A 13,173-nucleotide genomic window follows, 5' to 3' on the forward strand; every position below is an offset into this window, starting at 1 on the left:
ACAGTAGCGCACGTATCGACGACGGGAGAGCTGTTCCGTGAGTGATCGATCGACGAAACCGAACGTCTCGACCACCAGACGTGCGCTTCTCCGCGCCAGCGTCGGTATCGGTACTGGCGGAGCACTCGCGAGCACAGGGGCCGCAACGCCGAACGATGCTGTCTCCGTCGCGACGGAACGGACTCGAAAGACGGCTCCCGACAACGAACAGTTCGAAACGCCGGGGCGGCCGTCACGGACCGCATACCGTGCCCTCGCGCAGATCGAGCGAAGCGTCGCACAGCGATCGGGATCGCCGTCGTTCGATCGCGTCGTGAACGCGGTCGGGTATCTCGGCATCGGATCGAACGATCCGATCGACGAGGCGCTGGAACGAGCAGACGCTGCCGGCGATCTCGACGGCGTGCTCCTCGATTTCCCGCCCGGAACCTACCGCCTCTCGGATGGGTTCAGCATCTCGCCAGAGGGAGCCTTCGGTATCGTCGGCCCCCGAGCCACGTTTCGACTCGATTCCGGCCTCCGCTGTGAGGTGAAGATCCATGGCCTCTCACGCGGGCTGTTCGAGGGGTTCACGTTCGATCAGCGTGCCGGACGGGCCGCCGTCTCGGTCCTTCTGGGTACCGACGGCCACATCGATGTTCGCGATCTCACCTACCGCGGCACGGCCGAAGCCGTCGCCGACGACCAGGGCGCGCTGCTGCGCCCCGTTGCAGAGAACCGAACGGCGAGCATCCGGATCGACGATCTGCACGCACGCGGCGGCACCAACGCCGGGTCGCACGCCTGGGTGGGGTCCGACCCGCCCCCGAACCACGTCGCTGGCGGTATCGTCGGCGTGTTCGTCGGCCGTGCGAACGAGGGCGTGGTGCAGTTCGTTGACCCCGTGCTTCACGGGTGGGAGAACGCGCTCTACGCCACCCGAACGAGAGGAGCCGTTCAGGTGATCGGGGGCCGGTTCGTCAACAACAACAACACGGCCGTTCGGATCAGCGGTGCGGAATCGTTCTGCGATGGGGCCACGATCGTCCTCGATGCGCGGCGGTGGCCCGAAAGCCATCCTGGCGAATTCACAATCGGCGAGGTACAGGGTGTGAGCGCCGTGCGATTGGAGACCGGTGGGTTGGACAAGTCGGGAACACGCCTCAGAAACCTGGACGTTCGGGCGTACGCGATGCAGAAGTGTCCGGGACTGATCGTCTATCGCGGGAGCGCCGGCGCGGGGCGGATGCGGCGCTGTCGGCTGACGAACCACCTCGACGGCACGCCAGCGATCGTGATCGACCCACCGGGAGCGGGCCCGTATTCGGCACCCCCGGGCTCGCAGGCTGTACGGATGGACCACATCGAGATCGGAGGATCGATGACGGGCGCGCCAGCCGTCCGTGGGTCCACCGAGCGCTCGAACTCCCTGCTCGCGGATAGCTGTCTCCGAATCCCCGACGCGGGTCCCGACGACGTCAGATCGATTCGGACCCGAAACGTCGGCTATGGCGCTGACTGTACCGCCAGCCAGCGTATCGAGAGTCAGTTCGGCATGCCGAGTGACGTCACAACGATCCAGAATACGACTGTCCAACCGCCGTCGCCCGGTCCAGGGTTGCCGGGGCTGGGAGTTCTGGTCGGTTTCGGTACAATCACTGCATACGTGATGGCGACGCTGCCACCACTGCTGAGGGAGAAGTTCCGCACATAACTCGTCGAGGGGAGCGTCGCGAAGTGCGACTAGCGGGAGAGCAGCACTACGCTATCGCGGCCAGCCGGCAACGCATTCCGTCCTCGATCCAGGCCGCGATCTCCTCGGGTGACTCGCCAGTGAACTCGACGAGACGATCGTAGAACCCGGAGTTGCCGAGGAACCGGACGGCCTCGTAGATCGGTCGGCGGTCTTTTCAGCCGTCTCGGAGTGTCCCGGCGTTCCGCGTGACGAGATCCGCGAACGCCTCGCGTTCGGCGCGTTCGCGGGCGGCGGCGGTTCCTCGATCCCGTAGCAGCGGTTGCAGCCGTTCGAGCGCCGCAGGATCGCTCGCTGCCACTTCACGAGCGACTTCGGTCGGGTCGTCGGTGACCCGCGAAACCAGCCCCATTCTGAGCGCCGTCTCGGCGTCGACGGTCCGTCCCGAGAGCGCGAGATCCATCGCGTTGCCTTCGCCGACGACTCGTGGAAGGCGGTGCGTGCCGCCCCACGCGCCGAACAGCCCGAGTCGCACCCCCGTCTCGGCGAACGTCGCCGCCGGGGTGGCGACCCGGAGATCGCAGGCGAGCGCTAGCTCGACGCCGCCGCCGCGCGCCGCACCGTCGATCGCCGCGATCACGACCGCTGGCGACTCCACGATGGCTCTCGCGACCCGCTGGCCTTGCTCGGCGAACGCGGCAGCCTCTTCGCGGCCGAGGTCGGCGACGACGTCGAGATCTGCGCCGGCACAGAACGCGGGCCCCGCGCCGTGGAGACAGATGACCGACGTCTCGCACTCCTCGACGGCGGCCTGGAGCGCATCGAGTCCGTCCGGCGTCAGCGCGTTGCGTCGGTGGGGCCGATCGAGGGTGATGGACGTGATGTCTGCCCCGATGGTCGTCTCGATCATGACCGACGCTGGGTACGCTTTCCAAAGGCCTTTGCCCTCCCCGCGGCTATTTTCGGCTGATGGAGGAAGCCTCCCAAGTCCGACGTGCCGCGCGGGAGGCCGTCCGCGACGTCGGTCCCGAGCGGTTCGGCGACGCCGTCGGGACCGTACTCGACGACGGGTCGATGACGCCCGGCGTCCTCGCGATCGCGTGTGCGCGCGCGATCGACGAATCGGTCGCGTTCGATACCGTCGCCGAACGCGCCGCCGGGACTCAACTCATCTACGAGGGGCTGCGACTGACGCGCGAACTCGCCACCGATCCCCCGTGGGAGGGTGCTGTCGGCGGCGGTGCCGACACCACCTTCGATCCCGACATCGAGACGGGAGCCAACGTCGACGTGCTCGTGGCGGACGTGCTGGTTGCTCGTGGGTTCCATCTGCTCGCACGGACCGAGGCCGCCGGGACCGCCGTCGAGACGGTGCGGAGCTTCGGCCGCGATCAGACGCGCCGCCGATCGACGGCTGAAACAGCGCTCGACACCAGTCTCGAAGCCGACGTGTTCGAACTCGCCGCGGTCGCGGGCACGACGGCCGTCGGCGCACCCCCCTCGACCGAGTGTCGCGAGTTCGTCGCCGCCCTCGCGAGGACGGACGATGGACTGCCGGCCCCGGAGACGGTGTTCGGGCCGTCGGTACGCGAGTCACTCCGGACGTTCTCGGCCGCACCCGCCGTGTCCGGCGAGGGTGTCCGCCCCTCTGCACCCGACTCGTGAATCGAAACGGATAAACACGGGTCGGCGGTACTCACAGGTGCCTGCCTGGGTAGCTTAGCGGTAAAGCGCGTCCTTGGTAAGGACGAGACCCCGGGTTCAAATCCCGGCCTAGGCTTTTCGGATCTCTTAGACTCTTGTTAGAGCGCTGGCTCCGTCGAACGGGCCCTTTCTGGGTACTCCCCAGCGCATGTGTGCGGGACCACTACTCTACATATCAGATTAGTGGTGGTAGGTGGTATCTCAACGAAGATGCTGGTTAGTCGGATCAACTCTTCTCTGACTGACGGATCGAACCAGAAGTAATTACACCACATTCGTGTCGAGTGCATGAACGAGATCTGAGACAGATTCGATTTCGGGTCTCTGTTACGCTTCTGCATACCTCTGCGATTCGTGTCATTGGGATAGAAAATTTCGCCCATCGTCGACATTTAACCACTTATATTCGATTTACTTGTTATCGCCTCGTTTCATTGCGGACGTCATCTGTACCGTTTCTACCAAAGTGTTTGGACCGTAGAAATTCAACCCACCTATCCGTTCGTGCTCACAGCCGAGTACCGCGGAACGGGTGGGTGTACCATCGGAAGACGAACGAACACTTCTGTGTCGGTTGTCTCTCGCTGTCCGGTCTCGCCATCGGTAGCGCGCCGTCGTATCCGGCTGGGCGTAGCCCCCGACGATCAGGTGTCTTCTCGACTCTGGCGCGTGTGCGGCCACGACTCTTCGGTGTAGGCCATCTCCCAGAAGGCGTGTTCTAACTGTGTGCTCCGGCGAAACGCCGTCTCCATCTCCTCGTGGAGTGAGGGGTCGTTCTCGGCACACCGATCCACCAGTTCGCGCATCCAGGCCACCGATTCGCGGAACGCATCGCTCGTGTACTTCGTGATGAACGGGGTGTAGCGGTGCTCGCCGTCGGCCAGTTCGGCCATGTGCTCGGCGATGTCGAGATACCCCTGTCCGCAGGGATAGATGGCGGCCGCACCGACCCCGAGCGGGCGCTCGCGGGCGGTTCGCAGCAAGTAGTTCGTGTAGGCGACGCAGGTCGGTGCCTTCTCGACGGCGGCGAGATCGTCGGGAGTGAGCCCGTACTCGGCCGCGAACTCCCGATGGAGCTCCATCTCCTCGGCGACGATCGTTCCCGCGACGTCGAAGCAGTGGGCCATCGTCGCCTCCTCGCGCGCCTTCGTCCCGAGCACGGCGAACGTGCGCGCGTAGTCGAGGAGATACCGGTAGTCCTGTTCGAGCCACGTGCGAAACGCCGCTTCGTCGAGCGTTCCGTCGGCCAGCTCACGGACGAACGAATGGTTCTTCTGTGCCGTCCAGAGCTCCGCCTCGGTCTCGACGAGGTGGTCGCTGAAGCGCATTGGTTGAACGGTGGGATTCACAGGTGATATAATCATCGAATACTACTGTGGTGGCGAACGACGCGACCCGATCCGAAGGAAGGTTCCGGGCGCAGCGAGGAATCGAGCAGCAACAGCACTGCGGACCTGTCGACACAGTACGACGCAATGTCGTCCGCCGATCAGAGCTCGACGACCCGATCCGCCCACGACCGCAGCGCGTCGAGAGCGGTCCGCTCGTTGCGGGAGATGTCGTCGTCGACACCGAGTTCGTCGCCCTCGAAGGCGTTGCAAACCGTCACTTCCGCCCCATCACAGTACGTCGACAGCACCGCGGGATCGAGGAGATCAGCTTGAAACGGGATAGTGGCGTCGTTGACGAAGACCGCACGCGGATCGGCGGGAGCCGACTGGACCATCCGTTTCGACTGTCGGGCGTTTGCCGCCGCGAGATCGAGCGCTTCGGAAACCGTCGCGCCGGACGTCCGTGGCGCGTGGGCGTCGAGGCGCTCGTTCCAAACGTCGTCCGGCACGTCGGTGAACCGGGTTAAGAACCCACCGAGCAGCCGGCCGTCCCGTCGAACTTCGGGGGCGAAATCGAGAACCACGACCCCGTCCGTTCCGTGCTCGTCGGTCCACGCGTCGAGCGTACGGGCAGTCAGGCGTGTCTTGCCTACGTTCGATGGGCCAGTCACGAGCGTCGTTCCGGCGAGCGGAAACGGAAGATCAGTCATCTCAGCCTGCCGATTCGACGGTTGTGCTGGCGCTGCCGAGTCGTTCGCGGACGAACAGCGCGAGCAACAGCAACGTCGCGATCCCGAGAACGGCGGCGAAGACGAGGACGAACAGCGTGACCGGCGTCAGCCCGCCCGCGATCTGTCCTTGGAGGAACGAACCGGCCGTGACGGCGGTCACGCCGATGAGCACCACGCCGCCGACGTTGGCGGCCGTCGAGTTCGTCTCCGGGACCGCCTGCCGGTCGTTGAGCAAGTAGAGGACGAGCGCGAGCGCGAACGGCGTCCCGACGAGCCCGAACGCGAGCGTCAGGACGAGCAGCGGAAATACCTCTCCGCCGACGAACACGCCGGCGATGCCAGCGAGCGCGACGACGACGACGGCCGCCCGGTATCGCGGATCGGCAACGTCGCGGTCCCACCCCAGCTTGTCCGCGAGGAGGTACGGCGGGACGACCGTGTTCGCGCCGAGCGTCGAGATGGCTGCGCCCCAGAGCCCGAGCAGGAACAGCCAGCTCGCAGCATCGCCGACGAGTGGGCCAAGCGCCTGTGCGGCTGCGGTCGCGGTCAGTTCCCTGGTCGCGACGTTCGGCCCGTGGAGCACCGACGCAGCCACGAGGAAGATGGCGAGGCTGTAGACACCGAACGCACCCAGCATCGAGACGATGACGTCGAAACGTGCGAGACCGGCGTCCTCGCGGGTCCAGCCGCGCGCCGCCATCGTGTACGACTGCATCGTCACGAGCGTGATGTGGACCGCGCCGCCGAGAACCCCTGCGGCGACGAGCGCGCCGTCGACGCCGGCGGGGATCCGTGGCACGAGCCCGCCAGCCGCCGCCGAGAGATCGATGGGAACGACGAACAGCGAGGCGACGAAGGCGAGGACGACGAGCGAGACGAGCACTTTCGCGCCGAGTTCGGCGATGTGATAGCCGCCACTGGCGAGCCCGATCGCGAGCACGAGCCCCCAGACGACCGCCCAGATCCGGGCGTCGATCCCGGTGACCGTCGCGGAGACGCCGGCAACCGTCTTCATGATGACCAACTGCGCCAATCCGGCGGCCAGCACCGTGTCGGCGACGAGCAGCCACGCCCAGCCGTCGCCGAGATGGTCCTCGACGACCGAGACGATCCCCGCCTCGGTCAGCAGTCCGAGCCGCATCGCGAGATACTGTGAGAGCGCGCCGAGCACTGCCGAAAGCACGGCGACCCAGAGCAGGGTGTAGCCGAAGCCCGCCCCGCCGGCGATGAGGCTGGCCATCGTCGCCGGGCCGGCAGCGATCGCCCCCGCGAGCCACGCCGGTCCGATCTCCGCGGTGTATCCGCGAACGCGTTCGAGTGCGGCCATTCAGACGCACCCCGAAAACTCGTCGTCGTTCATCGGTGTATCACTCGATGCTATCTTCCAGTAATTAGCGCTTGCGACATCGATGAGCGCGAGCACTGAGAGGGGGATGCAGTCCGGCGTGTTGTCGTGATCGGCTGTTCGGTGGTGCTCGCTGGCGGACGTTTCCGACCACGATGCAACGTACAGTCGTGTCTGGGTGCTGTGATGTCTTCCGGGGTGTTGGGAATCTCTCGACCTGGAAAACTATCATCCCACTTTACACCCATCCGTCTTCATCTCCTGCCAAGCATCTCCTCGTCCGACACGAACGACGAATTCTCGTCCGTGGGATGCTGTCGATGTCGTTTCACGTCCTGCTCTCTTGTAGCAATCCCGGGACTTGTGTTGAGAGCTTCACAGACACGATCACATCCTCTCGTATCTGATCGTGATCGAGAACACGAGGACAGCTGACGGAAACGTAGCAACAGGCGACTGTCTTCTCTCGAACGTTCGTTGCTTCGACCGTACGATGCCAGCACCGTGCTCGCTACCCACCTACTCTGACTCGCTACGATATGGGTTATCAGTTCCAACTGTCGTTCACGTTTTGTGAACCGTTTCCTGTTCCCCTACTATAACACACGTACTACTGTTAGAACTGGACACTCCACTCGGCAGTCGAGCCCAATCGTGATCGCGAACCGGCTGGAAATCTCCAAAAGCAGCGTCTACAAACACCTCAAGACGCTCGAAGAGGGGGCGGTACGTGATCGAAGGCGAAACGATATGTCCGACACCGGACTCCGACTGCTGAACCTCGACGTAGGGGCACGCCGACGGCGGAGGATCGACGAAACGGCGAAATCGGAGATACGGCGATCGGCCGAGGAGTACGGCGAAATGGCGAACCTGCTGGTCGAAGAACGGGGACGTGGAATATTTCTCCACAGAGCCGACAGCAGTCGCGCGACGAATCTCGATACTCACGCCGGTCGCGAAGTGTATCACCACACAACGGCGCTGGGCAAGGTGATTCTCGCGGGCTTTTCCGACGGACGAGTGAGCGATGTCATCGAGCGGTGACGGACTGCCATGTCGCGAAACCGGCTTGCACGACGGTCAGTCTGTGACTTTCGTCGAAAAGAGTGTAACAGCGTGTGCAGATCGAGTACCGTCGGCTCAGACGACGCGATTCTTCAACGACTCGCCGTCCTGATACCGGTGGACGTTCTCGGCGACCAGTTCGGCGATGTCGAGGTGATAGCGGTTCGTCGCCGACCCACGGTGCGGCGAGATGATGACCTCCTCGAAGTCCCACAGCGGCGACTCCTCGGGGAGGGGTTCGGTCTCGAAGACGTCCAGCCCCGCACCGGCGATCGTGCCCGAGTCGAGCGCGTCGATGAGTGCGTCCTCGTCGACGATCGGCCCACGGGCGACGTTGACGAGATAGGCGTCGTCGCCCATTGCTTCGAACTCGGCGGTGCTGATCATCCCCTCGGTCGACGGGGTGTGCGGGACGGCGACCGCGACGAAACGGGCGTCCGCAATGGCGTCGTGGAGATCGTCGGGGTGGTACACCTCGGAGACGCCCGGGATCGATTTCCCGGAGCGACGGACGCCGACGACGTCCATCCCGAGCGCGTTCGCACGCTCGCTGATTCCCTGGCCGAGCGTCCCGAGACCGATGACGCACAGGCGCTCGTCTTCGACGGTGAAGGGCCGGCTGTACTCCGGCTCGTACCAGTCGTCGTCGTTCTGTCGATCGCGATAGATGTGGAGCATGCGGGCCAGCGAGAGCATGTAGCCGACGGCGATCTCGCCGACGGTGGTACCATGAATGCCCGTGCTGTTCGTCAGGGGAGTTCTTGCGGTCTCGTACGCGTTGGTGTCGAACGCATCGTAGCCTGCACGAATCACGTGCACCCAGCCGGCGTCGAGGAACTCTGGACGCGGCTCGAACGAGGCGACTGCGTCGCCCTCGTCGTACGTTTCGTCGTCGCTGACGAGTTCGATGGGGATCGGGAAATTGTCGAACGCCGATACGAAGCCTTCTCTTGGGATCGCGTTGCCGATCGATTCGTGAACACAGAGTCGTCGTAACTCGGGACGGTCGGTCATGCAGTTCCGGCGGAGACAACGGAATCGGGTCATTTGAGTCTGTTGGTGCGTTTCAGCGGCGGAGCGCACACAGGGTACCGGGATCATCTGACAAACTCATGCCAGCCGCTATCGGCTGAGTGACTGTCACTTGAGTGGTGGGTACCACAATAATCATCAACGAGTCAATCACTGACGTGCTGAAAGCGGAAGACGTAGAGTACCTCGTGGGGCTCCCCAGCAACCCGCTGTTCGGTACGGAAATCCCAGAGGACGCGGAAATCCGGACCATCATCACCCGGCAGGGGCGGACCGCACTCCACATGGCCGACGGGATCGGGCGGGCGTCCTCCGGCGAGAACATCGCCGCGTTCGTCTGCCAGCCTGGTCCCGGAACGGAGAAATCGGTCGAGAATGTGGGTTGCGCGACTCAATGCGTGCCACGGCACCCGTGAGGATCGCGAGAGATAGAACGCGCGACCACGATCGTCATCGACGACGTCGCGATCGACATCGCCACCGACCGAATGTGAGACGAGGCCACCTACCAGGCTGCGATGACCCCTGTCACCCTCTTTCAGGACGTCTCCGAGAACCGCCCCCAGCCAGCACGACGACCTCGCCGACCGCTACGGCGAGAGCGTGGTCGAGCGCGCCACCGACGTCGGCAACTGAAGCCACACTCCGCGCTGCATCCTGAGAACGATTTCGAAGCTCCGGTTTCCGCTGAGTACTGATCGCGTAGCGCCCGATCCGCAGCGGCTGCCGATGGTTATGAGGGTTGCGCGTCGGTCTCGGATGCGGCCACCGTGTTGCTGAGGGTCCCGATTCCCTCGTAGGTGATCTCGATGCGGTCGCCCGGTTCGATCGTGCCCGGGTTCGCCGGGCTCCCGAACGCGATCGCGTCGCCAGGGCGGAGGGTGAACCGTCGGGAGAGGTACGCGACGATCTCGTGTGGATCGAACAGCATCAGTTCGGTGTTCGCGGCTTGGCGCTGCTCGCCGTTGATCGTCGTCGTCATGTCGATCCCGTGCGGGTCGATATCCGTCTCGATCCACGGACCGAGCGGCCCGGACGTATCGAACGCCTTTCGGGCGGTCCGACCCTGCTGGTCGAGCGCGTCGACGTCGTTCATGATGGTGTAGCCCTCGACCACGTCCGGAACGTCCGCGGCAGCGACGTCGTGGCATTCCTCCTCGATGACGGCGACGAGCTCACCCGCGTACGTCAGCTCGTTCGTCCAGTCGGGATACCATATCGGATCGTCGTGGCCAACGAGCGAGGCCGGCGGTTTGATGAAGAAGTCGGGTTCGTCCGGCCGCTCGTAGTCCATCTGATCGAGCGTTGCGGCGAAGTTCCGGCCGACACAGTACAGCGCCGATGGCGAACAGGGGTACGTGAGCTCTCCATCTTGGCCGACGACGTACTCGGCGTCCCGCGTGGTCACGATCCCGTCCTCGTACCGACCGCTGACGACGCCACCTGACGTCCGTAGTCGCGCTCGTCGCATACACGACGGCCGGGTGCGACCGTAATAAGCCCTCGTGAATCGGCGCTTCCAGCCACTCAGCAACGCTGTTCGGTCCTGTTGTCCAGTCGCGTGAGCTACTCCGCAGCTAGCTCGACAAGCGCCGTCCCCAGCACCGCGGTATCCGGTGTCGGTGAGTGTCCCTTTCAGGGTTTCACTGTCGTCGTCTTCGAGCAGCTCGGCAGTAAACGTCCTCTCCCCCTCGATGTTGAACTCGGGTTGTTCCATGGGCCGCACGGGACAGCTAAGCCGTATGACTGTTTTGATGTACTACGGCTCGTTCGATCCGACAGCTCTCCACCCCGGATTCAGATGAGTAATCTATTCCAACTAATAAATTCCGATACAGCACCTACCAGTTCTAGCCACGTCTCGCGTAACAGAGAACCGAAACAGCGTGTGGGATTTGCCATTTTTCGATAGACATCTCTAATCACGATGTAAAAATGCCAAAGATATGGTTATACTGAAAATTCTGTTAACGATCGGTTGGAACTGTTGCGGTTCTATTGCCAACCCGGTTTGTTATCGGTGCTGTCGGATCTGTCTCGTGGCCCTGTGCTTCGCCTTGTCTCTCGGTCGAGGCCGCTCACCTCGTGAAATGACTTCGCTACTGAATGTCGTCGCACAGGCGTTCTCTACTGGATAGCAGCCGACTTTTCACTCACGTGAGGACGGTCGACCAGCTCAAGAGCAGTGATAACTAAAAACTCATCCAACTGTGTCTGTCATCGACTAATTCGACATGCCTAATTATACTGTGTTCCCTACTGAAACTTCGTTCGATTGAGGCGTGGTCACTATCCGGGTCGGCAACATCTGATCGGTGTTTCTGCCCGAACCGACCAACGATAGCACAGCATCGCACGCGCTCGTCCAACCCGACCGTCGACACGGTTAGCGATCGGTGCCCAGAACGGGTGTGTTCGTCACCGGCGACACCATCGTGCCGCCGTTGCTGGAGTGCGAGTCGACTCTCGAATGATGGTTTATTTTTCGGATTCAGACCGCCTCGACCCGTTCGAACAGATACGCACCGAGACCGACCATCACGACCGACGAGGCCACGAGCGCGCCGAAGTTCACGACGAGGGGATACGTCGACGTCCCGACCAGTGCCGCCCGGAGCCCGTCGACGCCGTACGTCAGCGGGTTGATGTACGCGAGTGGCTGGATCAGTTCGGGCAGCCCCTCGATGGGGACGATCGCGCCCGAGAGGATGAACAGCGGGAAGATGACGAACTGAACGATGAGCGAGAAGCCCTCGCTGTCGGAGAACTGCGACGCGAGCGCGATGCCGAAGCCGACGAACGTCACCGCGATCAACACGAGGAAGACCGCTGCGAGCGGTAGCGAGAGCCAACTCGCGAGTTCGAACCCGAGCGGGATCGAGATCGCGAGGATGAGCACCGCCTGGACGATCGCCGTCGTCGACCCGCCGGCGATCCGACCTAGAACTATCGAGGTCCGACTCACCGGCGCGACGAGGATCTCCTTCAGGAACCCGACGTCCTGATCCGAGAGGATCGAGATCCCCGCGATCGAGGCACCGAACAGCATCGTGAAGCCGACGATGCCTGGGACGAGATACTGGAGGTATTCGACGCCCTCGGGGAGGCCGGGGATCGCCTCGCCACCGAGCCCGAAGCCGAGGAGCACGAGGAACATCAGCGGGAACACGAGCGAGCCGATGATCTGGGAGGGCGTCCGCAGGAATCGCTTCACGTCGCGGAGCCAGAGCCCGTAGATGCCGAGGGGATCGATCAGCTTCATCGACTCGCCCTCGCGGCCTGCGACGATTCCTCGCGTGACTCTGACTCCGTCGACGGTTCGTCGGCCTCGCGCTCGGTCAGCGTGCTGCCGGTGAGCGCGAGGAAGACGTTCTCGAGGCTCGGCTTCTCGAGATCCACGGACGAAATCGTCGCTTCCGTCTCGTCGGCGAGTCGGACGAGGTCGACGATCCGGGTGGTGCCGTGTTCGAGCGTGATGGCGATCCCCTCGTCGGTTCGATCGCGCTCGCGCACCCACGGTCGGTCGCCGAGACGGTCGACGAACTCGTTTGCCGGACCATTGAGCCCGAGCGTGACGACGTCGCCGCCCAGCGAGTCCTTGAGTCCCTCGGGCGAATCGATCGCGACGATATCGCCCTGATCCATGATCGCGACCCGTTCACAGAGGAAGTCGGCCTCGTCCATGTAGTGGGTCGTGATGATGATCGTGACGCCCGACTCCTCGTTGAGCCGCTGGATGTACTCCCACGTGTCTCGACGGGTCCGGGCGTCCAACCCCGTGGTGGGCTCGTCGAGAAAGAGCACCTCGGGCTCGTGCATCAGCCCGCGGCCGATCTCCAAACGGCGCTGCATTCCGCCGGAGTAGCTCGCGACCTTGTTGTCCGCCACGTCGGCGAGGTCGACGAGTTCGAGCACCTCGGGGATGCGCTCCTCACGCTCTGCCGTTCGCTTGCCGTACATTCGACCGTGAAAGGCGAGGTTCTCTGTGCCCGTCAGCTCCTCGTCGATCGCGGGCTCCTGGAAGACGATCCCGAGGCTGTCGCGCACGTCCCCCCTCTCCTTGGTGATGTCGTGGCCGTTGACCCGCGCGGCCCCCTCGCTCGGTCCCAGCAGCGTCACTAACATGTTGATCAACGTCGACTTTCCCGCGCCGTTCGGGCCGAGGAGTCCGAAAATCTCGCCTTGTTCTACCGTAAAGGAGAGGTCGTCCACCGCCGTGACCGTGTCGAACTCCTTGGTTAGGCCATCTACCTGGATTGCATCCATCGAATCGTTCCTGCACTAACTGAA

At 63.6% G+C, this 13,173-nt stretch carries 12 protein-coding genes, 1 tRNA gene and 1 pseudogene; 6 read left to right on the plus strand and 8 right to left on the minus strand.

All coding sequences use genetic code 11. The annotated features are described in order from the left end of the window. Nucleotides 1-37: 37 nt before the first annotated feature. Nucleotides 38-1,693: a hypothetical protein gene (locus PHA81_RS06030; protein WP_273835815.1), complete on the plus strand. Its 1,656-nt coding sequence runs from the start codon at nt 38-40 to the stop codon at nt 1,691-1,693. 196 nt (nt 1,694-1,889) lie between these two features. Here the strand turns inward: PHA81_RS06030 and PHA81_RS06035 are convergent, their stop codons facing one another. Continuing rightward, nucleotides 1,890-2,582: an enoyl-CoA hydratase/isomerase family protein gene (locus PHA81_RS06035; protein WP_273835816.1), complete on the minus strand. Its 693-nt coding sequence runs from the start codon at nt 2,580-2,582 to the stop codon at nt 1,890-1,892. 59 nt (nt 2,583-2,641) lie between these two features. On the opposite strand from PHA81_RS06035, the gene PHA81_RS06040 reads away from it, so the two are divergent. Together PHA81_RS06040 and PHA81_RS06045 are read left to right on the plus strand one after the other, a co-directional pair. After that, nucleotides 2,642-3,337: a hypothetical protein gene (locus tag PHA81_RS06040; protein WP_273835817.1), complete on the plus strand. Its 696-nt coding sequence runs from the start codon at nt 2,642-2,644 to the stop codon at nt 3,335-3,337. A 43-nt stretch (nt 3,338-3,380) separates the two neighbouring features. After that, a tRNA-Thr gene (locus PHA81_RS06045) sits at nt 3,381-3,452 on the plus strand. A 568-nt stretch (nt 3,453-4,020) separates the two neighbouring features. Here PHA81_RS06045 and tenA read toward each other — a convergent pair. The 3 genes from tenA to PHA81_RS06060 form a co-directional block, all read right to left on the minus strand. Further along, entirely contained in the window at nt 4,021-4,704 is a 684-nt protein-coding gene (gene tenA, locus PHA81_RS06050; RefSeq protein ID WP_273835818.1) for a thiaminase II, read from the minus strand. A 161-nt stretch (nt 4,705-4,865) separates the two neighbouring features. Then, a complete protein-coding gene (locus PHA81_RS06055) occupies nt 4,866-5,417 on the minus strand; it encodes a hypothetical protein (protein WP_273835819.1) in 552 nt (183 codons plus the stop codon). A 1-nt stretch (nt 5,418) separates the two neighbouring features. Further along, nucleotides 5,419-6,765, minus strand: a complete 1,347-nt coding sequence (locus tag PHA81_RS06060) for a divalent metal cation transporter (RefSeq protein WP_273835821.1) — start codon at nt 6,763-6,765, stop codon at nt 5,419-5,421. 768 nt (nt 6,766-7,533) lie between these two features. Between PHA81_RS06060 and PHA81_RS06065 the strand changes: the two genes are divergently transcribed. Beyond that, nucleotides 7,534-7,830 carry a hypothetical protein gene (locus PHA81_RS06065; protein WP_193790495.1) on the plus strand — a complete coding sequence of 99 codons (297 nt, stop codon included), beginning with the start codon at nt 7,534-7,536 and terminating at the stop codon, nt 7,828-7,830. A 96-nt stretch (nt 7,831-7,926) separates the two neighbouring features. On the opposite strand, the gene ddh is transcribed toward PHA81_RS06065, so the two are convergent. Then, nucleotides 7,927-8,865, minus strand: coding sequence for a D-2-hydroxyacid dehydrogenase (ddh, locus tag PHA81_RS06070; protein ID WP_005039472.1), 939 nt, complete (start codon nt 8,863-8,865; stop codon nt 7,927-7,929). Between the two features lie 137 nt (nt 8,866-9,002). Here ddh and PHA81_RS06075 point away from each other — a divergent pair, with 137 nt between their 5' ends. Together PHA81_RS06075 and PHA81_RS06080 are read left to right on the plus strand one after the other, a co-directional pair. Further along, the gene (locus PHA81_RS06075; RefSeq protein ID WP_241430240.1) at nt 9,003-9,299 is read left to right on the plus strand and encodes a thiamine pyrophosphate-binding protein; all 297 of its coding nucleotides are present in this window, start codon (nt 9,003-9,005) and stop codon (nt 9,297-9,299) included. Next, nucleotides 9,300-9,519: pseudogene (locus tag PHA81_RS06080) on the plus strand (malate synthase); the annotation flags it as partial. Between the two features lie 97 nt (nt 9,520-9,616). Here PHA81_RS06080 and PHA81_RS06085 read toward each other — a convergent pair. From PHA81_RS06085 to PHA81_RS06095, 3 genes are all read right to left on the minus strand, one after another. Then, entirely contained in the window at nt 9,617-10,354 is a 738-nt protein-coding gene (locus PHA81_RS06085) for a fumarylacetoacetate hydrolase family protein (protein WP_005039469.1), read from the minus strand. Nucleotides 10,355-11,374: 1,020 nt separating this feature from the next. Next, a complete protein-coding gene (locus PHA81_RS06090) occupies nt 11,375-12,145 on the minus strand; it encodes an ABC transporter permease (protein ID WP_005039466.1) in 771 nt (256 codons plus the stop codon). After that, a complete protein-coding gene (locus PHA81_RS06095) occupies nt 12,142-13,149 on the minus strand; it encodes a daunorubicin resistance protein DrrA family ABC transporter ATP-binding protein (RefSeq protein ID WP_005039464.1) in 1,008 nt (335 codons plus the stop codon). Before PHA81_RS06095 ends, PHA81_RS06090 begins: the two co-directional genes overlap by 4 nt. Nucleotides 13,150-13,173 lie beyond the last annotated feature (24 nt).

The organism is Halococcus sp. PRR34 (assembly GCF_028617175.1).
Taxonomy (GTDB): domain Archaea; phylum Halobacteriota; class Halobacteria; order Halobacteriales; family Halococcaceae; genus Halococcus; species Halococcus salifodinae.